26 protein-coding genes are annotated in these 25,774 nt (G+C 61.0%); 7 read left to right on the top strand and 19 right to left on the bottom strand.

Features of this window, described 5'->3' with window-relative positions; genetic code table 11:
• The 3 genes from KBB96_RS06240 to KBB96_RS06230 form a co-directional block, all read right to left on the bottom strand.
• Positions 1-1,671 (bottom strand): efflux RND transporter periplasmic adaptor subunit, encoded by a 1,671-nt coding sequence (locus tag KBB96_RS06240; protein ID WP_211633588.1) that lies wholly within the window; start codon positions 1,669-1,671, stop codon positions 1-3.
• A gap of 107 nt (positions 1,672-1,778) precedes the next feature.
• The gene (locus tag KBB96_RS06235; RefSeq protein ID WP_211633585.1) at positions 1,779-2,144 is read right to left on the bottom strand and encodes a hypothetical protein; all 366 of its coding nucleotides are present in this window, start codon (positions 2,142-2,144) and stop codon (positions 1,779-1,781) included.
• Positions 2,145-2,172: 28 nt separating this feature from the next.
• Entirely contained in the window at positions 2,173-3,033 is an 861-nt protein-coding gene (locus KBB96_RS06230) for a helix-turn-helix domain-containing protein (RefSeq protein WP_211633582.1), read from the bottom strand.
• Between the two features lie 173 nt (positions 3,034-3,206).
• On the opposite strand from KBB96_RS06230, the gene KBB96_RS06225 reads away from it, so the two are divergent.
• Together KBB96_RS06225 and KBB96_RS06220 are read left to right on the top strand one after the other, a co-directional pair.
• Positions 3,207-4,226, top strand: coding sequence for an NHL repeat-containing protein (locus KBB96_RS06225; RefSeq protein ID WP_211633580.1), 1,020 nt, complete (start codon positions 3,207-3,209; stop codon positions 4,224-4,226).
• A 19-nt stretch (positions 4,227-4,245) separates the two neighbouring features.
• Positions 4,246-5,571: a PA14 domain-containing protein gene (locus KBB96_RS06220; RefSeq protein ID WP_211633577.1), complete on the top strand. Its 1,326-nt coding sequence runs from the start codon at positions 4,246-4,248 to the stop codon at positions 5,569-5,571.
• 63 nt (positions 5,572-5,634) lie between these two features.
• Here KBB96_RS06220 and KBB96_RS06215 read toward each other — a convergent pair whose 3' ends face one another.
• Together KBB96_RS06215 and purC are read right to left on the bottom strand one after the other, a co-directional pair.
• Positions 5,635-6,069 (bottom strand): GNAT family N-acetyltransferase, encoded by a 435-nt coding sequence (locus KBB96_RS06215; RefSeq protein WP_226373656.1) that lies wholly within the window; start codon positions 6,067-6,069, stop codon positions 5,635-5,637.
• Between the two features lie 53 nt (positions 6,070-6,122).
• Complete coding sequence (gene purC / locus KBB96_RS06210; protein WP_211633574.1) at positions 6,123-6,836, bottom strand: phosphoribosylaminoimidazolesuccinocarboxamide synthase; 714 nt, start codon at positions 6,834-6,836, stop codon at positions 6,123-6,125.
• Positions 6,837-6,954: 118 nt separating this feature from the next.
• Here purC and KBB96_RS06205 point away from each other — a divergent pair, with 118 nt between their 5' ends.
• Genes KBB96_RS06205 through KBB96_RS06195 form a run of 3 tightly spaced genes read left to right on the top strand, consistent with a single transcriptional unit; the run spans position 6,955 to position 10,127 of the window.
• Positions 6,955-8,142, top strand: coding sequence for a polysaccharide deacetylase family protein (locus tag KBB96_RS06205; protein WP_211633572.1), 1,188 nt, complete (start codon positions 6,955-6,957; stop codon positions 8,140-8,142).
• Between the two features lie 44 nt (positions 8,143-8,186).
• The gene (gene ffh, locus KBB96_RS06200) at positions 8,187-9,575 is read left to right on the top strand and encodes a signal recognition particle protein (protein WP_211633570.1); all 1,389 of its coding nucleotides are present in this window, start codon (positions 8,187-8,189) and stop codon (positions 9,573-9,575) included.
• Between the two features lie 60 nt (positions 9,576-9,635).
• Positions 9,636-10,127 carry an RDD family protein gene (locus KBB96_RS06195; RefSeq protein ID WP_211633568.1) on the top strand — a complete coding sequence of 164 codons (492 nt, stop codon included), beginning with the start codon at positions 9,636-9,638 and terminating at the stop codon, positions 10,125-10,127.
• On the opposite strand, the gene KBB96_RS06190 is transcribed toward KBB96_RS06195, so the two are convergent.
• The 7 genes from KBB96_RS06190 to KBB96_RS06160 form a co-directional block, all read right to left on the bottom strand.
• On the bottom strand, positions 10,122-10,667 hold the full coding sequence (locus tag KBB96_RS06190) for a DJ-1 family glyoxalase III (RefSeq protein ID WP_211633566.1): 546 nt from the start codon (positions 10,665-10,667) through the stop codon (positions 10,122-10,124). The two genes, KBB96_RS06195 and KBB96_RS06190, sit on opposite strands and share 6 nt — an antisense overlap.
• Before the next feature lie 63 nt (positions 10,668-10,730).
• Positions 10,731-11,645 (bottom strand): DUF3472 domain-containing protein, encoded by a 915-nt coding sequence (locus KBB96_RS06185; RefSeq protein ID WP_211633564.1) that lies wholly within the window; start codon positions 11,643-11,645, stop codon positions 10,731-10,733.
• Positions 11,646-11,702: 57 nt separating this feature from the next.
• Positions 11,703-12,743, bottom strand: a complete 1,041-nt coding sequence (gene rsmH / locus KBB96_RS06180) for a 16S rRNA (cytosine(1402)-N(4))-methyltransferase RsmH (RefSeq protein ID WP_226373655.1) — start codon at positions 12,741-12,743, stop codon at positions 11,703-11,705.
• Positions 12,740-13,090 (bottom strand): nucleotide pyrophosphohydrolase, encoded by a 351-nt coding sequence (locus KBB96_RS06175; protein WP_211633561.1) that lies wholly within the window; start codon positions 13,088-13,090, stop codon positions 12,740-12,742. The genes rsmH and KBB96_RS06175 overlap by 4 nt, the downstream gene beginning before the upstream one ends.
• Positions 13,091-13,166: 76 nt before the next feature.
• Complete coding sequence (locus KBB96_RS06170; RefSeq protein ID WP_211633558.1) at positions 13,167-13,676, bottom strand: P-loop nucleotide/nucleoside kinase family protein; 510 nt, start codon at positions 13,674-13,676, stop codon at positions 13,167-13,169.
• On the bottom strand, positions 13,673-14,353 hold the full coding sequence (locus KBB96_RS06165; protein WP_211633555.1) for a metal-dependent hydrolase: 681 nt from the start codon (positions 14,351-14,353) through the stop codon (positions 13,673-13,675). Before KBB96_RS06165 ends, KBB96_RS06170 begins: the two co-directional genes overlap by 4 nt.
• Positions 14,354-14,414: 61 nt before the next feature.
• Positions 14,415-15,260, bottom strand: coding sequence for an FKBP-type peptidyl-prolyl cis-trans isomerase N-terminal domain-containing protein (locus KBB96_RS06160; RefSeq protein WP_211633552.1), 846 nt, complete (start codon positions 15,258-15,260; stop codon positions 14,415-14,417).
• A gap of 122 nt (positions 15,261-15,382) precedes the next feature.
• Between KBB96_RS06160 and KBB96_RS06155 the strand changes: the two genes are divergently transcribed.
• Entirely contained in the window at positions 15,383-15,718 is a 336-nt protein-coding gene (locus KBB96_RS06155; protein ID WP_211633548.1) for a hypothetical protein, read from the top strand.
• A gap of 27 nt (positions 15,719-15,745) precedes the next feature.
• On the opposite strand, the gene KBB96_RS06150 is transcribed toward KBB96_RS06155, so the two are convergent.
• The gene (locus tag KBB96_RS06150; RefSeq protein ID WP_211633546.1) at positions 15,746-16,261 is read right to left on the bottom strand and encodes a hypothetical protein; all 516 of its coding nucleotides are present in this window, start codon (positions 16,259-16,261) and stop codon (positions 15,746-15,748) included.
• An 18-nt stretch (positions 16,262-16,279) separates the two neighbouring features.
• Between KBB96_RS06150 and KBB96_RS06145 the strand changes: the two genes are divergently transcribed.
• Positions 16,280-16,984, top strand: a complete 705-nt coding sequence (locus tag KBB96_RS06145; protein WP_211633544.1) for a GNAT family N-acetyltransferase — start codon at positions 16,280-16,282, stop codon at positions 16,982-16,984.
• A gap of 12 nt (positions 16,985-16,996) precedes the next feature.
• On the opposite strand, the gene KBB96_RS06140 is transcribed toward KBB96_RS06145, so the two are convergent.
• The 6 genes from KBB96_RS06140 to KBB96_RS06115 all read right to left on the bottom strand — a co-directional run bounded on the left by KBB96_RS06140 (position 16,997) and on the right by KBB96_RS06115 (position 25,658).
• Positions 16,997-19,249, bottom strand: a complete 2,253-nt coding sequence (locus tag KBB96_RS06140; protein ID WP_211633541.1) for a tetratricopeptide repeat protein — start codon at positions 19,247-19,249, stop codon at positions 16,997-16,999.
• Between the two features lie 166 nt (positions 19,250-19,415).
• Positions 19,416-20,270 carry an alpha/beta hydrolase gene (locus KBB96_RS06135; RefSeq protein ID WP_211633539.1) on the bottom strand — a complete coding sequence of 285 codons (855 nt, stop codon included), beginning with the start codon at positions 20,268-20,270 and terminating at the stop codon, positions 19,416-19,418.
• 14 nt (positions 20,271-20,284) lie between these two features.
• Positions 20,285-21,103 (bottom strand): alpha/beta hydrolase, encoded by an 819-nt coding sequence (locus tag KBB96_RS06130; RefSeq protein ID WP_211633537.1) that lies wholly within the window; start codon positions 21,101-21,103, stop codon positions 20,285-20,287.
• Positions 21,104-21,208: 105 nt separating this feature from the next.
• A complete protein-coding gene (gene glnD, locus KBB96_RS06125) occupies positions 21,209-23,977 on the bottom strand; it encodes a [protein-PII] uridylyltransferase (protein WP_211633535.1) in 2,769 nt (922 codons plus the stop codon).
• A 43-nt stretch (positions 23,978-24,020) separates the two neighbouring features.
• Complete coding sequence (locus KBB96_RS06120) at positions 24,021-24,908, bottom strand: phosphatidylserine decarboxylase (RefSeq protein ID WP_211633533.1); 888 nt, start codon at positions 24,906-24,908, stop codon at positions 24,021-24,023.
• Positions 24,909-24,983: 75 nt separating this feature from the next.
• Complete coding sequence (locus tag KBB96_RS06115; RefSeq protein ID WP_211633530.1) at positions 24,984-25,658, bottom strand: hypothetical protein; 675 nt, start codon at positions 25,656-25,658, stop codon at positions 24,984-24,986.
• Positions 25,659-25,774 lie beyond the last annotated feature (116 nt).

Below are 25,774 nucleotides of genomic sequence, written 5' to 3'. Positions count from 1 at the left end.
TCAGGGTTGGATTTCCTCGCCGCAATCCGGCATGGCACTGCCGAAGAAGGGATTGTTGCCCGGTCGGTCGCCGGTTTGAATCCAGCGTCCTTTCGCCGCGCTGCCGGGGATGGCTTCGTGGACCATCGGGCATTCCCAAACATGGAAAGGTGGCGTGCCATCGGCATGTCGAAGCGGCTGCAACACGACCTCCGCGGCAGTGATGAAGGCGTGGAAGCGCATGCGCGCATCCTTCAAGGTGGCGGCACTGTGGAGATGCTGGTTTTGTTCGAGATCGACGAGGGCGGGGGAGGGATTCGGGCGGGATTTCATCGCGGCGATGAAGCGCGCGGTGGTGTCCATGGCGGTGGCTGCCTCTTTGTTGAAGCCTTCCAAATCGTCACGGCCCAGAGCCGAGGCCAGTGCGTCGGAGAGAGCGAGGAAGTCCTTCGCCGCCGTGATCTCCCCGGAAGTCAGCGCTTTTGATTCCGGCATCGGTTCGGTTTCGGCGCCATGGTTGATCTCGGCCTGGCCATCGATGAGGAGATTGCCTTGCGTGACGACCTTGTCTCCCGCTTTCAAGCCTGAGATGACTTCCACCAGTTGATCACCGCTGCGTCCCGTCTGGATCACCCGCTGCTGGTAGGCTCCGCCACCTTGATCGACATAGACGACGGCCCGCGGGCCCGTCCGCAGAACGGCGGACCGTGGAATCGCCAGCACATCCGGGGTGAAAATGCGGACTTCGCCATCGGCGGAAACCTTGTGGGCGAGCAGGCGTTTGCCGTCCACCAGCGGATTTGGCAGTTCCACTCGGATTTTGGTAGCGCGCGTGACTTCGTCGAAGTTCGGATCGATGAAAGCGATCTTCCCCTCGATGGTTTTGCCCGGAAGCGAGCGTGCATGCACTTCCACGACCTGGCCCGCCCGCAGCCATGGCAGATCGGACTCATAGGCATCGAACATGAACCACATGGTCGAGAAATCGGCGATCTCGAAGAGCGGATCGCCCTGCTTCACGTACTGGCCCTCATAGACCTTCTGGGCCACCACCGTACCAGTCATGGGGGCATTGAGATCCGAAGTGATGGTGGACGGGGACTTCGAGGGCAGCGCCTGGATCTGCTCCGTGCTCAGACCCATCTGGCGGAGACGGGTCATGGCGGATTCGCGGCGCTGGAGTTCCAGAAGGCGATACTCGCCTTCTGCAACGAGCAACATCTGGCTATAGAAGGAAATCATCGGCTGGCCTGCGGTGATCTCCGCTCCGATGTGATTCACGTGAAGCTTCTCGATTCGACCGTCCACATAGGCGGAGACAATGCGATGGCGTGTGGCGTCGTCATCAACGGTTCCGGAAACGGCGAGCGTCCGTACGAGCGGCTGCATTTTCACCGCGGTGGATTCCACACGGAGCACACGCACATTGGCTGGATCGAGCATCACGAGATCCGGACGCGTGGCGGCATCCGCCCGTCCTTCATAGACAGGGGTCAGCTCCATGCCGCAGATCGTGCAGCGTCCGGGCTTGTCCGATTTGATCCACGGATGCATGGTGCTCTGGTAGTAGAGCACCTTGCGTTCGGAAGTGGTCGCGGCAGATGATGTTGGAGTGGGTTCGCGGTGGGCGAAGTGCCAGGTGATTGGAACGGCGATGGCCGCTGTGAGAACAATGGCGAAAATGGTTTTCATGGATGCATTCGAGTCAGTGGATGAGGAATCCAACCGCGCCCTCTCCGGACCCGAAACAGCGGGTCAACGGGATGTCGGGGCGCAGTACGCCTGGGCAGGCATCCAGCTCAAATGAGGAAACTGCAGAACGCGACCGCCAACGTCACACCAGCATAGCCGGCGGTGCGTTCGCCCGGGGAGTCCGGGCTGCCACGCGGAGCAGCGGCTTCGGCAAGAGTCGCCTGCGGAGCGACGGGATCGACCGATGGCAGGGCGAGATGGGCCTTCACCTCCGGCGCGGGAGGCGCGATCGGGGTGGATCGCTCGCGCTCGGTTTTGTTCGAAGCGCACGGGCAGGCATCCTGCTTTTTGTCACAGCAGCCACATTGCGCCGTCTCGGGACCTGATGTGCAGGAGGCGGCCAGACACGGCGCGATCTGCGCGAGCTGGAAGACCAGCGCGAGGAACAGACCAATGACCGCTCTTGGAAACACCAACCGGAAGATATCGGAACCGGTCGATTTATTCCAACGAATTTCCGGGAGGCTTCCGGGCGATCATTCCCGGGGTGCTGCCGGTGGCCTTGCGAAGGCAGCGCGAGAAATGCTGCGGGTGGGCGAAGCCGAGAGCCGCGGCGATTTCCTTCTGGGTCATACTGCCACGGGCCAGGAGGCTGCGGGCGGCAACGACCTTGGCCTCCATTTGCCAGGCTTTCATCGAGGTTCCCACCACGTGCCGGAAGCGTTTGCGCAGCGTCTCCGCTGCCATTCCAACGACTCCGGAGAGCTTTTCGGAGACCTCCGCCACCGTGACATTCTCCGTGGCCAGCATCCGTTTGGCTTGGGTGATCCATGCGTCTCCCACAGGAAGGGTCTGGCGCAACGGAGGGAAGGCTTCCGTCAGGAATGCGATCAAACGCCCGATGCACGCATCCGGTGAATCCGATCCGGGACCGCCCGGAAGCACGTTCCGCAGACGTGTCTGCCAATCCGCAACCGGAGCAAGATGGCGGACCGGTTCGGACATCAGGTTTCCGGCCAATTCCAATGTGTCGAAAATCGGACCGCGGAAACACACATACATCTCCGTCCAATGGGAGCCCGTGACGGGGCCGTAATAATGGCGGAGGCGCGGATCGAGCAGGATGCAGTCTCCGGGCACCAACGGACACGCCCGACCGGTTTCATCCGAATATTCCGCCTCTCCCTGAACGTCCAAAACCAGAATCGCGGCGCGGGCGATGAAGTAGCGGTTCCGCTCGCCGCGACCTGCATACTTCATGTCGTGGAGGATGGCGGCTTCGAAGATCTCACCGAGCGCCCCTGTTCCTTCCGGAGTCGGCAGCAGTTCAATTCTGGGTTGGGGAACTCGGGGGGGATTCATGGGAAAACCGTGACATAGGAAGCCTCATCCGGGAAGTGCAACACTGGCTTCCCAACGACAAGCGGGAACGGGAATCACATCCCGGAAAGTGCCACTACTGACCTGAAGTTGCAATCTTTTCAACGTGAGGCCGCATCGCGGGATGCTAGAACTTCCCAATCTTTTTATTTTCCATGAGTGCTTTCCCGCGTCGTGATTTTCTTGCCTTGGCAGGTGCCGGACTGGCCGCTTCCTCGCTACAACGGACTGCGGCTGCGCCAGAACCACCGGCCATCCAACCGGCCCGGACAGGCAACGGGGATTTTGTTTTCGAGACGCTGCCGGGATGGGGTGCCACGACCGGTGGTGTGGCTTCCGGCCCGACCCATGGCGGCATCGCCCGTGACAAGGCGGGCCGGATCTATGCCAGCACCGATGGCCCGGCTTCGGTTCTGGTTTATGGAGCGGATGGGAAATTCTCGCACACCATCGCAAAAGAATTCGCGGGCATCCACCAGCTCCAGATCGTGGAGGAAAATGGCGAGGAGTTCATTTACGCCGCGTGGCTGGTGGGCAAACGCGCGGTAAAGCTCAAGCTGGACGGAACGCCGGTCTGGACGATGGGCGCTCCAGACGCGGGTGGCGCGAAGTCCGCGGACGATTGGAAGCCGACGGCGGTGGTGAGAGGTCCGGATGGCACCGTGTATGTCTGCGATGGGTATGGCAGTTCACGCATCCACGTGTTCGGAGCGGATCAGACCTGGAAGAAATCCTTCGCCGGCAACGGCAGAGAGGACGGTCAATGCCGGAATTGCCATGGCATCTCACTTGATACCCGTTTCGGCCAGCCATTGCTGCTGGTCATGGACCGTGAGAACCTGCGACTCAGCCACTTCGATCTCGATGGGAAGTTCGTGGCACATCATTCCCAGCACCTCCGCCGCCCCTGCCAGGTTTCGTTCCATGGCGAGTTCGCCGCAGTTTCGGAAATCCTCGGCCGCGTGACCATCCTCGACAAGACCGGCACGCCGGTCGCCTTCGCCGGGGACAATCCCAACCGCAAGCAATGGGACAACTACGGTGTTCCTCGTAGCGATTTCCGCGAAGGCGTGTTCTACACCCCCCACGGCATCCATTGGGAACCCAACGGCGATCTACTGGTGTCGGAGTGGAACAAGGAGGGGCGTATCTCGCGCATGCGCCTCCTGGCCTGATCTTCACCCCCGCCCGCTCATGCAACCGGCAAACCACTCTCCGGACCTGCCCGCGACGCCCACCCGGGAGAACAAGCCGTCTTTTTGGAAGAAACTGGGTGGTGGATCGCTTTCGATCTCCCTCATCGTTCACGCCATCCTGCTCTCGATCGGGCTGGTGTGGATTTTCCAAGTGATCCCGGACAAGGTGCCGGATCCCGATTTCATGCCGAAGGGTGGCGGTGGCGGCTCTCCGGGCGTGAAGGAGATCAGCAACAAGAAACAGCGTGCGACCATGTCCACGCCGAACACTCCGCGCATGGCGGCGAAGGGTGCGAGCAGCAGTTTCACGCTTCCGGAGCCGGATGCGGCTTCCGCAATGTCCTCGGTGGGTTCGCTGAGCAGCGGCGGATTGTCCGGCGGACTCGGCGGCAGCGGTTCCGGTGGTGGTCGTGGCGATGGCCAGGGCAAGGGCTTCGGCAGCGGCATGGGTCCGGGACTCGGCGGTGGTGCGGGGAAGATGAGCCCGTTCGGCATGATCGACCCGAACGCCAATGCGTTTACGGGTGTCCTCTATGATACGAAGCAAACGACCAAGCGGGAATCCAACCAACTGACGGAACCCGAGTTTCTCAAGGTCATCAATGATTTCGTGAAACGCGGATGGAATGAACGGGAGTTCGCGAAATTCTACCAGGCTCCGCAGAAACTCTATCAGACCCGCATCTATATTCCGAACATGTCGGCCGGGGAAGCCCCCAAGGCATTCCGCTGCGAGAATGAGGTGCAGCCCAGTCGCTGGATCGTACTCTATCGCGGGGTGGTGACGCCACCCAAGTCGGGCAGATACCGGTTCGTGGGGGCGGCGGATGATCTGATCACCGTGCGCTTTGACGGGAAGTCGGTGCTGGATGCCGGATACTACTCCGCCAATCTCGGCCGTCCGGTATGGGGGGAGACCGCCAAGGTTCTCGCGGGAAAAGTCGAGAACAAGGAACTCGAAAAAGAGCTCCGCCGCGCCTTCAAGCTGCCGGTGGCCTTCTATGAATATCCCACGGCAACCGGCTACACTTCCATGATGGGCGGGTGCATGCTCGGCACCGAGTTCGAGGCCAGACAGGGGAGTTCCTATCCGCTTGAGATCCTCATCAGCGAGATTCCCGGTGGTGTCTTCGGTGCCAGCCTTTTCATCGAAGAGATCGGCGCGACATATGGGAAAGCCCCAACGGGAGCACCGATCCTGCCGCTTTTCCGATTGGACGGAGATCTGCCTCCGGTGCCGGTGGATACGGCGGCATCACCGCCATTCGATCCGAGCGGCCCTGTGTGGAAACTGGTCTCCGGCCAGATCAAGCCGGGCATTTGATTTCCGGGGTAACATGCAACGATGGACGGCCGGACAGCAATGTCCGGTCGTCTTCCGTTCCGGCTACGGCACCCAGCGGAAGCGGCGCTTGCGGCGCGAGCCGCCACGATACTGGGGATCGTGCGGTGGCACCGGGATTTCCTCCAGAAACACCGCGCCCAGCTTCTCAATCGTGCGCAGGGAGGCTGCATTGTCCGGGTCCGTGGTGATGATCACGGATGGATAGATCGTCCGGATGAAGGGCGCGGCCGCGAGGCAGCCCTGCCGGGCATAGCCGAACCCCCGATAAAGCTCATGAACGGAGTAGCCAATGTGCCCGGCATAGAGATTGATGTGATCGGTGTCTCCGACCCGAAGATTCACGTGCCCGGCATCCCATCCATCCGGATTGAGAATGCGGAAGTGGTAATAGGGCGCGAAACCCTGGACCAGATCCGCAGGCACCAGCCGATCAAAATAAAGGCTTACTTCCCCGAACGTGAGACCGTCCGGGGGCATGGGGAGGGGCGGTTCGGAAGTCATCGCGGGATGAGGGTGAACCGCCGGAATTCTCAGGCGGTGGCTTCCTTCACGCGCTCCAGCACTTCGGCATAGGCCTCCATGACATTGCCGAGGTCGCGGCGGAAGCGGTCCTTGTCCATTTTTTCGCCGGTCTTCAGGTCCCACAGACGGCAGCCGTCCGGGCTGATCTCATCGGCCAGCACGATGGTCTTCGGATCGGTGGCGAGACGGCCGAACTCGAGCTTGAAGTCCACGAGCTTCAAACCGCATTTGGCGAAGAAGTCGGTGAGGATGGTGTTCACCTTCAGCGCGGACTGGCGAAGGAAGGCGAGTTCGTCCGCCGTAGCGAGGCTGAGCTCGCGGATGTAGTCATCGTTCACCAGCGGGTCGCCGAGTTCGTCGCTCTTGATACAGAACTCGATGATCGGCTGGGAGAACGCGCGGCCTTCCTCGATGCCGGTGCGCTTGCAGAAGCTGCCGGCGGAAATATTGCGGATGATCACCTCCACCATCAGGATGTCCACCTTGCGGACTTCCACATTGGTGTCGTCGATCTGGCGCACGAAATGGGTCGGAACTCCTTCTTTTTCAAGGAATCCGTAGATCAAGGTGCTGATCGCGTTGTTGAGGCGGCCCTTGTTCTCGAACTGGGCCTTTTTCTCGCCGTTGAAGGCCGTGGCATCGTTTTTGAACTCCATGCGGAGGACGTTCGGGTCCTCGGTGGCCCAGAGACGCTTCGCCTTGCCTTCGTAGAGCGGATTCATGGGGTGTACGTACGGGGAGGCCGCCGCAGGGTCAAGCCAGTCGGCACGTGTGAAGCGAAATCGCGGGGCGTTTCTGCCCTTTCCAATGTGGGGTTCCGGCCCTACTTTCCGCGCCGGAATGTTCCGCCGCTTTTTCATCGCCCTTTTCTCCGCCGCCACGCTGCTCCATGCGCAGGAACCGGCCCCCGCGCCAGCGGCACCACCCGCTCCTCCCGCGGAGCCGCCGGTGATCCAGGATGACGCCACCCGCGTGGCCGTGCTGGGCTATCACGAGCTTTCCGAGACCCAGCCGGAGACTGCCATGCGCATCCGGACCTCGAAGTTCCGGAAGCAGATGGAAACCATCCGCCAGCTCGGGATCACGGTGATCTCGCTGGACGATTACCTCGCGTGGCGGAGAGGCCAGAAGACGCTGCCGGAACGCTGCATGCTCATCACCCTGGATGACGGCTGGAAGTCGGTCTATACCGACGCCTATCCGATCCTGAAGGAGTTCAACTACCCATTCGTCCTGTATTTGTACAAGGAATACATCGACGTGGGCGGCAAGTCGATGTCCTCGGCGATGATCGAGGAAATGCAGAAGAACGGCGCGGCGATCGGCAGCCACTCCGTCAGCCACCCGTTCCCATCGACGGTGAAGTCCCATGCCAAGAAAGGACCGGATGATTACGATGCATTCCTCCGCAAGGAACTGGGGGAGTCCAAGCGTTTCCTCGAAAGCAAGTTCAACTGCAAGGTCGCAAGCTACGCCTACCCGGGAGGCTATCACACCGACGAGATGTTCAAGCTGGCCGACGAGTTCGGCTACGACAACCTCTTCACGGTGATTCCCGGCAAGGTGAAGCGGTCGACTCCGGCAATGACGGTGCCGCGCTACATGATCTTCGGGAACAATGACAAGATTTTCGAACTCGCCTCGTCCTTCCGCGAAGGCGGCGCGGTCGCCGGGGCTCCGGGGAATGCTCCGGGTGTCGCTCAGACCACTCCCGTGCCGGTTTCACCGGAAGCAGGCGCGGTGATCAACAACCGCCTGCCGCTCATCACCGCGGATCTGGCCACGATCGCGGATCTCGATCCCGCCTCGGTGGTGATGAAGGTGGCCGGTTTCGGTGAAGTGCCCGCCCAGTTCGATCCCAAGGCCAAGCGGGTGTCATGGCGGGTGAACCGCAAGCTCCGCCAACCCGGCTGCCAGGTCACCGTCACGTGGAAGGACACCAAGGGCAAGGCTCCCGAAACACCATTGCGCTGGTCCTTCCAGATCGACCGCGATGCCGCCTACCTCCCGGACGATTCCCAACAGTGAGTCCCGCCATGGTGCCCTCCCAACCCTGACAACTTTTCCCAACCATGTTCTCATCCCTTTCCGACAATCTCGACAAGACCTTCCGCAAACTCCGCGGCGTCGGTCACATTTCCGAAAAGAACATCGCGGACGCGCTCCGCGAGATCCGCATCGCCCTGCTTGAGGCGGACGTGGAGTTCGGCGTGGCGAAGGATTTCATCGCCAATGTGAAGGAAAAGGCGATGGGCGCGGAGGTGCTGAAGTCGATCAAACCGGGCGAGCAGATCGTCAAAATCTTCCACGATGAACTGGAAGCCCTGCTCGGCGCCGACCAGGCACCGCTCGATCTCAATCCGCCGGCCCGCATCCTCATCTGCGGTCTGAACGGCGCGGGCAAGACCACCACTTCCGCAAAGCTCGCAGCCCGCCTCAAGAAAGAAGGCCGCCGGCCGCTGCTGGTGGCCTGCGACTTGTATCGGCCCGCAGCCATCGATCAGCTCGCGACGCTGGCCAAGCAGATCGACGTGCCGGTCTATACGCCGGATGCCTCCGAGAAGGACGTGGTAAAGGTGGCGAAGGATGCGCTGGCATGGGCCGAACGCGAACATGGCACGGTGATCCTTTTCGACACCGCGGGCCGCCAGGAAATCGACGAACGTCTCGTGGAGGAACTCAAACGCCTGCACGCCTTCCTCCAGCCGAAGGAAACCCTGCTCGTGGCGGATGCCGCCACCGGCCAGCAGGCCGTATCCGTGGCGAAGCATTTCGATGAAGCGGTGGGCATCACCGGCATCATCCTGACCAAGCTCGATGGTGACGCCCGCGGTGGTGCCGCGCTCTCGATGCGCGCCGTGACCGGAAAGCCGATCAAGTTTGCCGGGGAAGGGGAGAAGCTGGACCAGCTTTTCGAATTCCACCCGAGCCGTATGGCCGACCGCATCCTGGGCATGGGCGACATCGTCGGCATGGTCGAGCAGGTCGCCGGCAAGTTGAACGAGGAAGACGCCATGCGCTCGATGCAGCGCATGCAGGAGGGCAAGTTCGATTTCACCGACTTCCTCGACCAGATGAAGATGATCCAGAAGCTGGGACCGCTCGAAGGCCTGCTCGGTCTGATGCCCGGCTTCAACAAGATCAAGAAGCAGCTTCCCTCGAACGCCTTCGACACCGGCAAGCTGAAGCGCACCGAGGCCATCGTGCTGTCCATGACTCCGGACGAGCGCCGCCGCCCGGAGATCATCAAGGGCACGCGCCGCGCGCGCATCGCGGCTGGCTCGGGAACAACGCTGCCCGAGGTGAACACGCTGCTCAAACAGTTCGGCGAGATGCGGAAGATGATGAAGTCCCCGGGAAAAATGAAAGGGATGATGAAGCAACTCGGCGGAATGGGTGGCGGAGGCATGGGCGGCCTCGGCGACATGCTCAAGGGACTGGGCGGGAAGTTTCCGTTCTAACATCCGGGTATGGCCGGAATGCGCCGGGTCGGAAGCTTGAGTGAATCATAGGTAAAACCCATGTCGCCCTCGGAGCCTGTCGATCCCTACCGTCCTCCCGCTGCTCCCGGATTGCCGGAGCTCCTCGGAGATGCTCCTGACGAATTCGTTCCTTTGTCGTTGGGGATTCGATTCGCCAACCTCATTCTGGATACCATCGTACACCGGATTTTGTTCCAAGGGTTGCGGCTGATTCCGGGCCTCGGGCTGCATTGGGAAACCGGCGGCAGCACATGGGGAATCCTGGCCGCGAGCTATGCCGTAACCATCGCCTACTACACGGTGATGGAAGGAGCATTTGGTCGTTCGGCGGGCAAGTTCTTCACCGGCACCAAGGTCGTGACGCTGAACGGGGAAGCACCGTCCTACGGACAGGCATTCGCCCGCTCGTTGTGCCGTTTCATTCCGTTCGATGCGTTCTCTTTCTTCAGGGTGTCGAAATGCGGCTGGCACGACACGATCCCGAAGACCCGGGTCGTCAGGGCCGGCACCTTGCCGGGCATCCGGTCATAGATATGCGTGGATGGAGGACGCCACCTCGTCCGCACGCTCCTGTCCGCAGAGTTCCGCGACGAGAGCCAGACCGAAATCCACCGCCGTGCCTGCACCACGGGAAGTGATGAGATTTCCCTCGATCACCACCCGTTCGTTCACGATTGCATCGGGCAGATCCCGCAACGTGCTGTCGTGAGCAGTGAAACGCCTGCCGCTGAGAATGCCGGCGTCCTTCAGCACGAGCGGCGCCGCACAGATCGCCGCCACGCGCTTGCCGGATTCGTGAAAAATACGGGCGAGAGCAGCCGGCCTACCATCTTCCCGCAGTTTGGCGACACCCGGTCCACCCGGCAGCAACAGCAGATCGTAAGCATCCGGCAACTCATCCGACAATCGGACGTCCGCTGTCAGATGGATGTCATTGCGACCGGTCACCGGAAGCTCCCCCAGCGAGGCAAGTGTGACCGCCACCCCGGCACGCCGCAGAACATCCACCGGAGCAATGGTTTCAAGTTCCTCGAAGCCATCGGCCAGCAGGCATAGGACGCGGGTGCTCATGCGCTTCACCATGCCACGGCGATTCGGACGGGCAAGGGGATACAAGCCACATCGCCACCATCGTCATTTGCCCAATAGTTCATCGACATCCACCGGACGCTCGCTCTTCGCTTCGCGGGTGAGCGTCTGCCAAAGCCTGCCGGTTTTGTTCTCCGTATCGCCGCCGGTCTGGAGAAAGAACCCGTCCTGCACGGGGCCGGCATCCACGTTGGTGACGGACGTGGCATCCGCGGTGAACCTGGCCTCCAGCAGCGGTTGCCATTTGTTGTCCGTCGTCAGCACCCATCCGTTTGAATACTCCGCCTTGTGAACGACCTTCGCCGATTCGAAGTTGCGCCGGAAGTCCTCAATGAACGAATAAAGCCCCTCCACATTTCCCGCGTTGTCGTGCGAGCGGAATATCCCCACCAGGCGCCACTTGAGCTGGAGTGGATCGAAGACATGGGCGGTGAAATCGGTGCCGTCCTCCGTGGTTTTGGCCTGCAGGAAGAAGCGGGTGGGTTTGCCAATTTCCCATCGGAAGACCAACCGCGCCTGACCTGCCATACCGTAGCCGCCCAAGCGGCCTTCCAGCACATTGTCACCCTTTTGAACGAGCGTTACCGGTTGTTCATCCGCAGGAGGAGGGTTCTTGGAATCGGTTGGATCACTCGCTCCCCACACCGAGAAGATCGCGATTTTTCTCCCGTCACCAAAGTCCTGGATGCCCAGATACCCGCGATTGAACCCCAGCGCGCAGAAGTAGGTGCCGGGAGATGATTTCTCGGGAGTGACCTCGATGTAGGCGGCACGGGCAGCGGGAGCCTCATATCCGAGATGGACACCGCGGCACTGGCGTTTGGAGGGATCCGTGGATTTCAGCGGTGCCTTTTCCGTGTTTTTCACGGGCGGCTCGGAAGCATCGGCATCCGGATCGTCTTCGGAGGCGATGGCGAGCGTGGTGCAAAAAAACAGCGGCAGGAGGAACCACGTTTTCATGTGCGGCTTAACCCGGGGATCTTACCTCGGACAGCGCCACCGGGCCACCGCATTCGTCTATTTCTCCGCCCAGCGCAGCTTTGCGGGCGCGCTCCGCGGATTGTTCCTGCGTTCCTCCGGACTGGCGGTAATGACGCCCTCGCTGATCTCCGAGTAAAAGCCATCCCGCAAACCTGCCTGGAAAGCTTTCTTCACCCGCCGGTCCTCACCGGAATGGAACGTCAGAACCGCCACCCGTCCGCCGGGTTTCAAACAGCCGGGCAGCGCACGGAGGAAGGCATCGAGGGCTGTGAATTCTTCGTTTACCGCGATCCGCACCGCTTGGAACACGCGCCGGATGGTCAGATCCACCACCTCATCATCGAGTCCCGGAAGATTGGAGCGGATGGCTGCGGCAAAAGCCTGGGTGCCGGAAAAACGCTTGCCCGCGAGCGCCTCGGCCAATCGCTCCGCGCGAGGCTCATCGGAGTGATCGGCCAACGCGAAGGCGAGCTTGTCCGGCTTCACGCGTTCCAGCCACTCGGCGGCGGAAAGACCGCGCTCCGGATTCATGCGCATGTCCAGCGGTCCATCGGTCTTGAACGAGAAACCGCGGCTCGGATCATCAAACTGCATCGAGGAACAACCGAGATCGGCGTAGATGAAATCAACCGCTGCGATTTCACGACTGGAAAGCACCTTCACGATGCCCGCGTAGTTCGAGCGCACGGCTTCAAACGTGTTTGGGTCGTAGCCGGCAGCACGAATGAGTGTCTCGGTTTTCGGCTGCTCGATTGGATCGACATCAAGGCCGAATAATTTTCCGCCCGGCGCGATCTTCCCAAGAATGGCCAGCGAGTGCCCTCCGTGACCGAGAGTCGCATCCACACCGGTCATGCCCGGTGAAAGTCGCAAGGCTTCCAAGGATTCCTCCACGAGAATCGGCACGTGTGAACCCGCCGGGGTTTTGCCGGAGGCCAGGACCTTCGCGATGGTCTCCGGATATTTCTCCGGATCACGCTCCTTGTATTTGTCCTCGAACCGACGCGGATTCTTACCGGAGTAACGCTTCCGGCGAGGCGGCCGGGGAGGTTCGCCGGAAGGCGGCAGATCACTCACAGCTCGGAATACTTCAGGTTGTTGCCGCGAGCCTTGTCGACCGGATAGCGGGCCTCGTTGCGCTCGATCTTCTGTTCCATCACATCGCCGAGCTTCAGCCCGAGATTGTCGGCGAGTTCGAAAAGCAGGATCGCCACGTCCGCAATCTCCGAGGCGATTTCCTCGCGCCGTGCTTCCACACGATTCTCGATCTGTTCGTCCTGCTGCCACACGAAGTGTTGGAGCAATTCCCCGGCCTCGGCGGTGATCGCCACCGTGAGGTCTTTCGGGTTGTGATAACGGCGCCACTCCCGGGCATCCACGAAGGACTGGATGCGGGCGGTGAGACCGGAGATGGAGTCGGACATGACGGATGGGTAGCAGATCAAACAAGGGCGGGGGAGGGAAAATCCCGCAGTGGCCGGGAGACGCTAGTCCACCCGATCAGCTTGTTTCGACGAAGACATGCGGAAACACCGGCCGCTCATCCCGGCAGCTGGCGACATAAGCATCCCACGTCGCCAGCTTCGGGAGGTCGCGGCTCTCTCCGCGGGCAAGAATGCGCTCGCGACGTTTGTCCGACGGGCACCAGACGAAGTGGATCGTGGACGCGGTTCCGAGGCGTTCCTTCAGTTGATCCGGCCAATCCGGGTTGCTTCCCTCCGAGGTGAACGGACCGGCGACTACGACCGGCACCCTTGGAAGATTGGACCGGGCGAGATCGAATAGTGTTTCATACACCGCGTCCCGGTAGGCTGCCTTGTAGGCGGGCGAATCCCGGTCATTCGGATCGAGTCCGGCCAAAGCCAACCCGGCGCGCACGAGACGCTCCGCCACCTCGTCGCTATCCAGCAGGACCGCACCCAGGCGATCCGCCAGTCGCCGGGCGTAGGTGGTCTTGCCGCAGGCCGGAGGACCGCAGACGACATGGGCACGGGTGGTTTCCGGGATCACAGTTCGATCGTTTCGCCGATGGCAGGCAGCAACAGTTCCACACCACGGTCGGCGAAGGTTTTGCGGGCCGCGTCCTTGTCGATGATGATGGGCGGGAAGGTGTCGTAGTGGACTCCGATGACACGCTTCGCCCCGACCCACTCCGCGGCAATGGCGGCATCGTCCGGCCCCATGGTGAAATTGTCACCGATCGGGAGCACGGCGAAGTCCAGTTTGTAGCGGTCCGCCAGCAGCTTCATGTCATAGGTCAGCGCCGTATCTCCGGAGACGTAGAAGGTGCCGTCCGCGGTTTCGATCACGAAGCCACCGGCATTCCCGCCGTAGGAACCATCCGGAAACATCGAGGAGTGGACGGCATTGACGAACTTCGCGCGGCCGAATGGGAAATTGAAGCCGCCGCCATGATTGAGGGGGTGGCCATGGTTGATACCACGATTGCCGTACCACGTCACGATCTCATAGTTCGAGATCAGCGTGGCTCCGGAGTATTTGAGGATCTTTTCCGCGTCCGCCACATGGTCGCCGTGGGCGTGGGTGAGCAGCACGTGGTCCGGATGCAGCGAGGTGATATCCACGCCGGAGGCCAGGGGATTCGGTGTGATGAAGGGATCGAACAACAGGCGATGGCCGGCCGTTTCGATGAGGACGGACGAGTGACCAAGATAGGTGAGTTTCATGATAATAAAAAAGGCTGCCGGATTTCCGGCAGCCTTCCTTGAAAATGCGGGAAAGACAAGATCACTCGCCACCACCGGGAGCACCCTGCAGGAAACCTGGAAGTCCGCCTTCCGGAGCCGGAGGAGCATCCTTGATATCCACCAGCTCGAGTTCGAAAATGAGAAGCTGGTTCGGTCCGATTTCCAGACTGCGGCGCTGTTCGCCGTAGGCAAGAGCCCCGGGGATGAAGAGCTTCCACTTCGCGCCGACCGGCATGGTGGTGAGAGCTTCCTTGAAGCCATCGATGACCTGGAGGGTCATGGGAACCGTTTCACCTTCCGGAGATGCGTCGAACTGGGTGCCGTCGATGAGCGTGCCCTTGTAGTGGACGTGGAATTCCTTGTTGTCCTCCTTGCCGTCCTTCGGCGCCTGATACTTTTTGTCGCCGCCCTTGCCGAGCACTTCGTATTGGAGGCCGCTCTTGGTGGTGATCACGCCTTCGCGCTTGCCGTTCTGTTCGAGGAACTTCTTGCCATCATCGAGGTTCTTGGTGGCGAGATCCTGTTCGCGCTTCTGGAGCTGGTCGCCCAGCGCCTTCATGGCGGCCTGGAGCTTGTCCTCGCTGAGATCGGGCTTGCCGCCCTTGAGAGCAGCCGTGAAGCCCTTCACGAAGTTCTCGGTATCAAGGTCGGCGGCACCGATGCCGAAACGGCCGTATTCCTGGGAGAAGCTGGAGCCGGTGCGGAAACCAAGGGCATAGGAGGAATCCGACTTCACGGCAGCCGGATCGGCCGGGGGCGCTTCGGGTTTGGCAGCCTGTTTGGTGGCGGGTGCGGCCGGAGCTGCCGCTGCGGACGGCGTTTCAGCAGCAGGGGCGGCGGTGGCGAGGCCGATGGCCAGAGCGCCGGGGATCAGGGTGCGGATCATGATTCTGATTCGATTTTGGGAATGGCGCGGAAGCTAGGCCCACCCGCAGACGCTGTCGAGGGCGCGTTTTCCGGAACCTGCGCCGCCGGTTGACAGTCGGGACGGCTTCATTACAAACAGTCATGCCCTTGCTGGAGGAACTCGACGCCCGGCTGCCGGTGACGGTGGTGATGGCCGCCGCTCTGGACCTGCTGGACCATTGTGGCTGGAAAATGGAATTCGACGGGCTGGAGGTGATGACGGTGCCCCGGCGTCCGGCACCGCTGCTGGTATCGCGGGCGTTTGTCCGGGAGGAGTTCGAGGGCTTCGCATTCGGCGATCATTTCGAGGCGGGAATCGCGCTCGATCCCCTCATCACTCCGGAGGGGCTCCAGGCGCGGGCCGGATTCCTGAAACTTTATTTCGATCTCGAGGGGCAGATGATCGGTGAGGATCGCTTTCCGCCGATGGAGGACTGAGTGTCCTCGAATCTGCCACCGGGTCCTTCACAGCAGGCCCGGATACCCCGGCCACTCCGCGGAACCGGGCGGACCTTCAAAGTGGGTGGCAATGAAGTTCCTCCAAGTGGCCAGGTCCTCGGGTGAAAGGCGGTTGGACAGATTCCGCGTGCAAACATCGCAGAGCAACAGGGGGAGAGGCCCCTCGATCAGATCCCCGGAGGCATCGAACAGTGCCGAGATCCCATAGCCTGCCATGTGCTCCCTCGGTGTCCGGCAGCCAATGCAGTGGGACAGGCGACCTTCCATCGTGCCATCCATCATGAAATCCTCGATGCGGGCATTCCAATCGATGTGCGTGGCGAGAAATTCCCTCACCGCCGCTTTCGAATCTTCGGAAAAGCCAGCGGAAATGTCATTCCGGCACGGTTCGCAGATCGCATACTCCAGCATGCATTCCTCCTGCCGGTAGTCCTTGATGACCAGCCACCGGGCATCAATCTCCAACAGTGGCAGACGACAGCGGATGCAGTGGGTGAACGGTTCTCCCGTCTCCTCCGACATCAACCAGGGCGACAGTCCATGCATCGCCTGATTTCAGCACAGTCTTTCGGATTCGTGAAGAAAGTAATGGCCGTTTTTGAGGTGATTTCCAGGCTGGAGCCACGGGCCGGGGCGCGCTTGTCTGGGCCCATGATCGAAGTGCGGCGGCTGACAGGAGAGGCGATCCGGCCATATCTGGGGGATCTGGCGACCTTGAGAATCCAGGTTTTCCGGGAATTCCCCTACCTTTATGATGGTTCAGACGAATACGAGTCTGAATATCTGGAGTCCTATGCCTCCTCTCTGGGAGGGGTGATCGTATTGGCTCTGGACGGGGCCAAGGTCGTCGGGGTGTCCACCGGATTGCCTCTGGCGGAAGCCGATGCAAGTTTCCAACGCCCGTTCATGGAAGCGGGGATTCCGATTGAAAAGGTTTTCTACCTCGGTGAATCGGTTCTGGCCCGGGAATATCGGGGACGTGGGATCGGCCACCGGTTTTTCGATGAACGCGAAGCCCATGCGGCGGCACTCGGCTACGAGATCACTTCATTCTGCGCGGTCGAAAGACCCGCGGATCATCCGCTATGCCCGCCAGACTATCGTCCGAACGACCCCTTTTGGACAAAACGGGGCTACGGGAAACGTCCCGAATTGCAGACGCGGCTATCTTGGAAGCAGGTCGACGCACCCGATGAGGTGGAGAATGTCCTGACATTCCGGATGCGGACATTCCCTCTTGGATAGGGGGCGTCCTTTTTACGGAGTCGAAGTTCCGAGCCCGAGTTTCTTCTCAAGTTGGAAATCCGGCGGAGCACCAAGCTCCAAAGCCTTCATGTAGTGGCGCTTGCCTTCCTCCTTGCGCTTGTCGCTCTTGCCGCAGAATACAGCCAGATTGTAGTAGGGCTGCCACATGGACGGGTCCGCCATCATGGCGGCGCGGCTTTCGGACTCGGACTCGGCGGCGCGGCCTTGCTTCATGTAGATGCTCCCCAGAATCACGTGGCCCATGGCGTCATCCGGAGACACCTCGATGGCCTTGAGCAACGCCTGTTCGGCGCCGGTCACGTCTCCCAGCATGAGCTGTGAGTAACCCAGCATCCGATGGGCATAGGGATTGGTCGGATCGAGTTCGGTCGCGCGACGGAACGTGTCCGAGGAGGAAGGGTAATCCTCGGTCTTCATCTGGAGGAAGCCTAGCTTGCACAGGGCTCCCGTGTCCCCGGGATTCTCTTCGATGGAGGTTTGATACAACTCTTTCGCGAAGAGCAGCCGGCCGGAGCCATATGCCTTCTTCGCGAGCGTATCATAAACGTCGCCCTGAGCCTTGAGGGCACGTTTGTCGATGGCCACTTCTCCGATGGGTCTGGCGTAGGACAAACCGGAGGAAATGTTCATGTCCGCCTTCCTGTCGGAAAGAATCTTCTGCTCTTCCGGAGTCAGGACGACCACATCGTTGTTGGTCATGAGATCGATCGCCTTTGCATAGTCCGGATTGCTGGCGGCAAAGGCTTTGGCGGCGTTCTCCAATTCTTCACGGGCTTGGACGCGGCGTTTCTGCGCCTGAAGCTGCTTGTTGATGATCTGGCGCAGGGTCCGCACCTCCTCACTGTCGGCAGCACCGGAGGCGAGCGCTTCTTCCTCGTTCTTAAGCCGGGTCGCCAGATCCTGAATGCGCTTGTCCTGCTCTTTCCGCTCGATCTGCAACCGACCGATCTGGGACTTCGCGATCGCGAGGTCGTTGAGCGCCTCGATGTAGAGCTTCTGGTCGTCAGCACTGGCATCGCTGAGCTTCTTCACCCGCTCCTCGGCTTCCTTGAGCTGTTTCGCGAGAGCCACGTTCTGTCCGATGAGATCCTGGATGCGGCCGGATTCATTCAGTTTCAGGAGCGCGGACATCTGCTCCTTCTCACGGAGCAGCGAGTCGCGTTCGACCTGGAGATCCGCATACGCCTTCTGGCTCTCGTCCAGCTGCTTCGCGAGCCCGTCGATGCGCTTGTTGGCGGCGGCAATTTCGGAGTCCTTCTGTTTGACTGTGTTCTCCAGAGTCTTGATCTGTTCCTTTAGTCCTCCCACGATGGAACTGGCAGCGTCCTGCTGGCGTTTGGCGTCGCGCTCCAGATCGGCCCGTTTTTGTTTCAGGGCGGTCACATCGGCTTGAAGGGTCTGGTTTTTGACCTGTTCGTCGGCAAGCTGGCTGCGGCTCTGGGTCAGCGCCCGGTTCAGGGTACTGCGCTCCTGCTCCAATTGCTCGGCCTTTCGCGAAATCGACTGATAGTCGCCCTCCACCGGCGCTGCGGCGAGACGGGCGCGCATGTCGCGGAGTTCGGCCTGGGCCCGGTCAAGTTCACGCTGGACCTGGTCGCGCTGGAGTTCCAGATCGCGCGCCCGGGATTCCGCGCGGGCGGTGGAGCTGATGTCCGGGTTCCGCTGCTGGGCGTCCTTGAGCTGCTTCTGGAGGCGGATGACTTCCGTTTCCAGATCGGCGAGCTTCTGTGTCTGGGCTGGATCGACCGGCCGGATGGGAGAGGCAGGCAGGGGTTTGAGAGGGGGTGCCGGATTCGGTGAGGGCTGAAGCGGTTTCGGTGCGGTGTTGTTGGGCTCCGGTTTCGCCTTGGCCGAATCAGGAGAAAGCGGCTTGGGTGCCTCCACGGTGCCCAGCGGCTTGGCATTCTGGCCGGGCTCTACGATTTCACCGGAGGTTTTCACGCCACCTTCCAGTTCAGCGACGATCTTCTGCTTCTTCAGCCGGAGCTCGTTGGCCTTCGGGCGGATCTTGGCAATGGAGTCATCCGTCATGGCGGCACGGTCCTTGACCATGTCCGGCTTCCAATTCGGGTAATACATCTTCACCGCATCGAACATCTCCTTGGCCCGCTTGAGCTTCTCATCGGCGCCGATGAGATCGCCCTGAGCCTCCAGTGTCTCCGCGTCACGGGTGGTGAGATAGCCCTGGAAATAGAGATCCGAGGGATCGAAAGTGCGCGCCGGAGTGGGTTTCGGAGGATCCACGGGGATCTCCGCACACAAGCCGCCGCCCGGCAGAAGCACGAGAAGCGCGGCTGCCAACAGCGGGGGGAGGCGCAAAAAAGAAGCTGCCCGGTGGATCATGAGTCGCGGACCCTAGGAAACCCCGGGCCGCTCCGCAAGGGGGAAGTCGCGCGGGTCCTCTAACGCCTCAGGGCCCCTCACAGGCGGATTTCAGGGCGTTTTCAATGGCTTCCGGAGCGACCTCCGGCAGGTCGTTGTGATGCCCGCCACGCACTTCGACCACGCGGGTGGTGTTCGGCGCGGCCGCAGCCAATTCCCGGGCCATCCGGACGGGGATGATCTCGTCGTCGACGCCGTGGACAATGACCACCCGACCGGAGCCGGCCTTTTCGATTTCCCTCAGGCGCGCCAAATTGTCATAGCGGTGCCAGAGAATGAAACCAAGTGGCACCCCGATCAGCTCCTTCGTCATGTCCATGGTGCTGGTGAAGGGGGACATCAGCACGCCTTGGCGGATGTCGTATTCCTTCGCCGCCATCAGGCAGACGGCACTTCCCAGGCTGTGGCCGAAGAACCGCAGCCGCCCCCGATCCGCAGGCAGCGACCAATGCAACGAATCCATGGCGGCCGGAACAACCGCCTTGAGCGACCTCCGGATCGACCACGGACCGGGTGCTCCCGCATTGGCCCCGTAGCCGGGCATGTCGATGAGAAGCCAGGCGTCCTTCCGAGAACCATGGCTGCTGATCCAGTCCGACCAATCGAGAGCAACGGTGCCATTCCCTCCGCAGACGATCCAAAGATGCTCTGGATTCTGGCTCCACTTGAGCAGGTAGGCCTTCTGCGGACCGTCGCTGGTGCTGTAATCGACGACCTGATGGCTGGGCCGCTTGCTCCACCGATCCACCTCATTGGCGGGATAGGGGCGCGGGAAGTAGATGAACTTGCTTTGGCAACCGCTCAGACAAAGCAGGCAGAGCACGATGCCGCCAAAGGTACCGATGACGGAAAGTTTCATGGCTTTGATGAGAAGGCGGGGCATGAGAGAGTTGGAAGTTACCGGTCGCCCGCGGCTTCGCGAAGTGCTTTTTCGATTTCCTGCGGCGCGAATTCGGGGAGATTGTTGTGCCGTCCGTCCGGGATCTCGATGAGTTTCACGGTATGCGGAGCACGCTTCGCCAGATCGCGGGACATGGAGACAGGGATGGTTTCGTCGCGCGTACCGTGAAGGAGGATCACGTGGCCGCCGCCTTTTGCCTCGATTTCGAGAAGGCGCTCACGATTGTCAAAACGATGGCGGAGCAAAGGACCGAGCGGTAATCCGGTCCAAGCCGAGGCCATTTCCATGGTGCTGGTGAAGGGCGTGAGCAGCACGCCCTGGCGGATGTCGTTTTCACGGGCCGCGATCAGGCAGACAGCGGCCCCGATGCTGTGGCCGAAGAAACGCAAGCGATGCCCGGCTTCATCAGTTGTCCAATGCAGGGCTTCGACCGCGAGCGGCACGCTGGTCTTCACACTACGTGCGATTGCCTCGGGGCTTGGGGAACCGGCGTTTGCTCCGTAGCCGGGAATATCCACGAACAGCCACGCATCGTCCTGTGGACCACGATCCCGGAGCCAATCCGACCAATCCAGCGACACGCTGCCGCTGCCGCCGCACACGACCCACAAGTGCCGGGGCGAGGAGGAACGGGAAAGCAGGTAGGCATGCTGCGGACCATCCGTTGTTTGGAAATCGAGAACCTTTGCTCCTGTCTGGCTCGCCCACTTTTCCACGGCCCCGGCGGCGTAGGGATGGGGAATGTAGATGATGCGGTCTTGGAAAACAACGGCCAGAACCAGCGTCAGCAAAAGCAGGCCGGTAAGGACACCCAAGATTCGGCGGACGATTTTCACCATGGAGGAGGGTGAACCGTAGCCGGAAAATTGAGTTGTTGGGCAATCGATAGTTTTTGATAAACCATCGACTGAATCAATGCATCACGTCGCCTCACCCCGGGATACGAGATCCGAGAGATCCTTCTCCAAGCTACGCAGGATGGCGTGGTCGTGGACCTGATGGCCATCCGCCGTGGTGAGATACAGGGTGTCCATCGCCACACCCTTTTCGGTGAGAATGCGGGCGTGGGCGGTGTTCAGGCCGTGGGAGTTGATGGCATGGAAAAGATCGTGCAACAGGCCGATGCGGTCGAGCGCCTGGATCTCCACCGTGGTGCAGGAGGGATGCAGGTCGTTGCTGACATAGGCGCGCACCGGCACCTGGATGCCACTGTCCGTGCGCGGTTTGAGGAAGTTCATCTTCCGTTTCAGATATTGCTCCGGCTTGTAGGACTCGGCGCGCAGAATTTCCTCGAACACGGCGAGGATGCGCTTGCGGACGTTGAGATCGGAAACGGTCTCGAAGTTGGTGGTGCAGACGCGCAGCAGGTTCACGACCACGCCATCACCGCGGGTGAAAAAGTCGGCGGAAAGAATATTGATCTGCTCCGAAGCGAGCGCGCAGCAGATTTTTTCCAGGAGCAGCGGCTTGTCGCGGCTGGCGAGCACCAGTTCCGTGTAGCCCTTGTCCTGATGGTCGATCCACTTGATGCAGGTCGAGAATGGATCGCCGGTTTCGGATTCGCGCTGCAGGAAGTGGCGGATGGTGCGGACCTGCGTGACGATTTCCGCGGGCTGGCGGAAGCGGAACACGGCGGGGGGCATCAGCTCGAAGTGACGGTAGATGTCCGGATAGTAGTCCTCACGCATCAAGGCCACCACGCCATCGCGCAGTTCGAGGCGTTCGCGATCAAGCGCTTCCTCGTATTTCTCGCGGCCTTCCGTGAGGAAGCGGCGGGTGGTCGAATGGAGCTGCCGCATCAGCGTTTCCTTCCAGCCGGTCCACGCATCCGGCGAGGTGCCGTTTGAATCCGCGTAGGTGAACAGGAACAGCGCATCGAGCAGAGCGGGGGTTTTCACGATCGAGGCAAATTCGGCGATCACATCCGGGTCCTCGATATTGCGGGTGGTGGCCGTGCGCCAGAAGGTGAGGTGGTTGTCCACCAGGAACATGATCAGCGTGCGGCGCGTGCCATGGATCTGGAGACGGTTGCACAGGCGGGATGCCAGCATGGCTGAGCCATCGATGTGTTCGCGGACGTTCTCGGCACGGCCGGTATCGTGAAGAATCACCGCGAGATAGAGACCATAGGGGTCCTCGATCTCATGGAAGAGGCGGCGGTAGAGCGTGAGCTTCGGATTCTCATCGGTGCCGGTGAGGGTATCGAGCTGTTCGATACACCGCAGCGTGTGCTCGTCCGCGGTATAGCGGTGGAAGAACTCGTGCTGCACCAGGCAATCGAGCGCGCCGAACTCCGGCAGATAGCGACCGAGGAAACCCACGCGGTGCATCTGGCGCAGCGTGCGGGCCACATCGCCCTTGCGTTCGAGGATGGCTTGGAAGGTCTCGCGATTCGCCTTCGAGTAGCGGAAGGGACGGTCGATGTCGCCCCAGTGTTCCTTCACCAGTTTCCGCAACGGCGGGCCGAGGCGGAGGCCGCGCACCTGCGTGTGCTGGAACATGCGCATCAAGCGGTTCGGGTCTTCCTTGAAGATGTCCGGGTTCGCCGCATACGCACGACCATCTCGGGCGATGAATCCATCGAACTCCTCGCGCTGCTTTTTCCGGAAAGTGAGGAAGGATCGCAGTCCTCCGGTGTCCGATTGATCCTCGGCCTCGATCTGGAAGATCTCCATCAGCGAGGTGGTGTGCTGGAAGAGATTCCTCGTATGCCTGTAGTAGTCGCGCATGAACTCCTCAGTGCGGCGGAGAATGCTGCGCTGCGGGTAGTTGAAGTTCGTGGACACCACGCCCTGGAGCTGGAGCGTGAGTTGGTCGGTGCCCTTGCCGGTGGCGTAGTGGAGCTCGTTACGGACCCGGTGGAGGAAGTCATAGGCATCCTCGATCTCCTGAAATGCGGTCGCGGTGAGCAGGCGGTCCTCCACGAGCTTCTTGAGATCGAAGGTGCCGCGCTTCACCCGGGTGACCCAGTGGATATTGTGGTAGTCGCGCTGGCCGCCGCAGCTTTCCTTCACGTTCGGCTCCTGGAGGAAGACGGTGCGGGAATAGCGGTCGTGACGGGTGCGGAGATCCTGGCGACGCAGTTCGAAGAACGCACCCTGGCCCTTCTTGATGCAGTCCTTGTCGAAACGCTTCTCGAACTCCTTGTAGAGTTTCTCATCCCCCGCGATGAAACGGGCATCCATCAGCGCGGTTTTGTTTTCCTGATCCGCCTTCGCTTCTTCCACGCATTCGGCGATGGAACGGCAGGCGTGCCCGACCTTGAAGCCGACATCCCAGAGCAGATAGAGGATCTTCTGAACGGCTTCCTCCAAAGGCCTCGGGAGACGGTTCGAGGCCCGCGGCACGAGAAACAACAGATCGATGTCCGAGCGTGGATTGAGCGTGCCGCGACCGTAACCACCGGTGGCCACCAGCGCGAGCACGTGCTTGTCACCCGCATCCTCCAGCGTCATCCGCAGCACCGCGGAGAGCACCACATCGATCAACTCCGCCCGATTGCGGGCGATCTCCAATCCACCGGCGCCAGCCCGGTGCTTCAGGAAAATCCGGTGTTCCTCGATCTTCATGAACCGCTTGTAGAGCGCGATCCGCTCCGCCGGAGAAAGCTGCCGCTGGAGGGCGGGCTTCAGCGCCTCGTTGGCGTGTTCATGGAGCGTCTTGAGATGATGTATGGTGGAGGAGGGCACGGGATGCTGAATCTGAATGGTGTTGGCAGGAATAGCGTCCGGCTCAGAGCTTCGAGGCCAGCATCGTGCCCATGCGCGCGTAGGTTTCCACCTGCCGGGCGGAGTTTTCTAACAAATCCGCCGCCAGTTTCACGCGGCCTGGCTCGAAAATCGTGATGGTGGACGACCCCCCGAAAGCGAAGCAGCCTTTTTCGGCGCCCTTTTCCACCGGTTGACCCGGGGTGAAGGTCTGAATGATGGAACCCACGCAGGTCGCGCCGATTTCCAGCAGCAGCACGGTACCGAGATCCGGAGTCTCAAGCCGGGTGATCGTCCGCTTGTTCTCCCATAAATAGGCGAGGTTCTGACGCAGCGCGAGGGGGGACACGGAGTAGAGCGGTCCATTGATGGTTTCCGTGACCGAAGGCGTGCCGGAGCAGGGGAAGTGGAAGCGATGGTAATCCACCGGACAAAGCCGTGAGAGCACCAGCGGACCGTCCGCGTAACGCGCCGCCAGTTCGCGAGAACCAAGCAATTTCTCCAGATCGAAGCGCTGTCCCTTCACAAAGACGCCCTCCATCGCGGTGGCGCGTTCGAACCCGAGATGCCGGCCATCCGCCGGGAACACCACCGGCGCGGCGTCGATCGGACGCGCCTCCGGTTTCAGCCTGCGGTAGAAAAACTCGTTGAAGGAACGGAAAGAAGCAGGCTCATCGGCGAACTCCTCCACCTTCATGCCATAGTCGCGGATGAATGGAGCAACCTTGGATGCGGACGCCGCACGATCCATCCGCCAGCCGTAGAATTTCGAGAAAAACGGCCTCTTCACGAACGCCTCCAGCGACAACCGTCCGAGCGGCGTGCCGTAGGCCCAGCGCAGGAATCCCTCGCCATAGACCTGCTCGGTCTCCATCGCCCCGCTGTGTCGGTTGAAATATCGGATCGGCTCCACGCGGGCTTTTACGGAGGGAACCGGCCGCGGGCAAGCGTGGGAAAGAAGCGCTCCCGCAATGAACGGGTTCCCCGCTTATTTTGACTCGAATGGGTCCGGAGGCCCCGCTGGGGGAGGAAGCTGTGACCGGGACGAGAGCTCACCGGTGCCGATGTCGAATTTCAGGATCTCCCCACCATGCGTCCGCAGAGAGAAGGTGGTTCCTTCCAGAAATGGGTTCTGTGCAGTCCGCAGATAGTTGTTGTACGTGGGATCTCCTGGTCTGAAATCCCACCGAAGTGCCGCCGGACGATCCGATGGCCAAAAACCACTGTGGGAAGTGCTGGCTCGAAAAGCGGAACGAGGGATTTTGAGATCCTCCGAACTCCACTTTTTCAGCAGTTTGCCGCGGTGATAAAAAGACAGCACGGGGACTTTCAGGTCCACGGTCCCGGGCTTTCCGATCTGCCAATAGCGCAGGGTCATCAAATGTTCACCATCATCGGACAAAAAGACCTCGTCCGAACGTGCCCACAGCCCTTTCACTTCCCATTTCAGCTTTCCGCTGGCGGATTCGAAGACCTGCAAGCGTGACATCCCCTGGTCCTCTTCTCCACTCCAGGAAAGCAGGCTGCTCACCAGATAGTGGCGATTGGCCGCGGAGGGAATGACGTAGAAATAGTCCCTCGGTTCAATAGACTCGTCGGCATTCAGAGTCTGGGAAAAAACAACAATTCCCAAGATCAACCCGGCAAAGGCCAAACGCAACATTCCAACGTCATATGCGGCTTTTTCAACTCACAGCAAGAGCAATTGAGCGCCTTTCGGAATCTGTTTCCCCTTGCACGCAGTGGCGCGCGCGACTATCCCCCGCGGCGATGAAGACC

The organism is Luteolibacter ambystomatis (assembly GCF_018137965.1).
GTDB lineage: Bacteria > Verrucomicrobiota > Verrucomicrobiia > Verrucomicrobiales > Akkermansiaceae > Luteolibacter > Luteolibacter ambystomatis.
The sequence above is the reverse complement of the archived record's forward strand: the minus strand, read 5'-3'. Positions and strand labels throughout refer to the sequence as shown.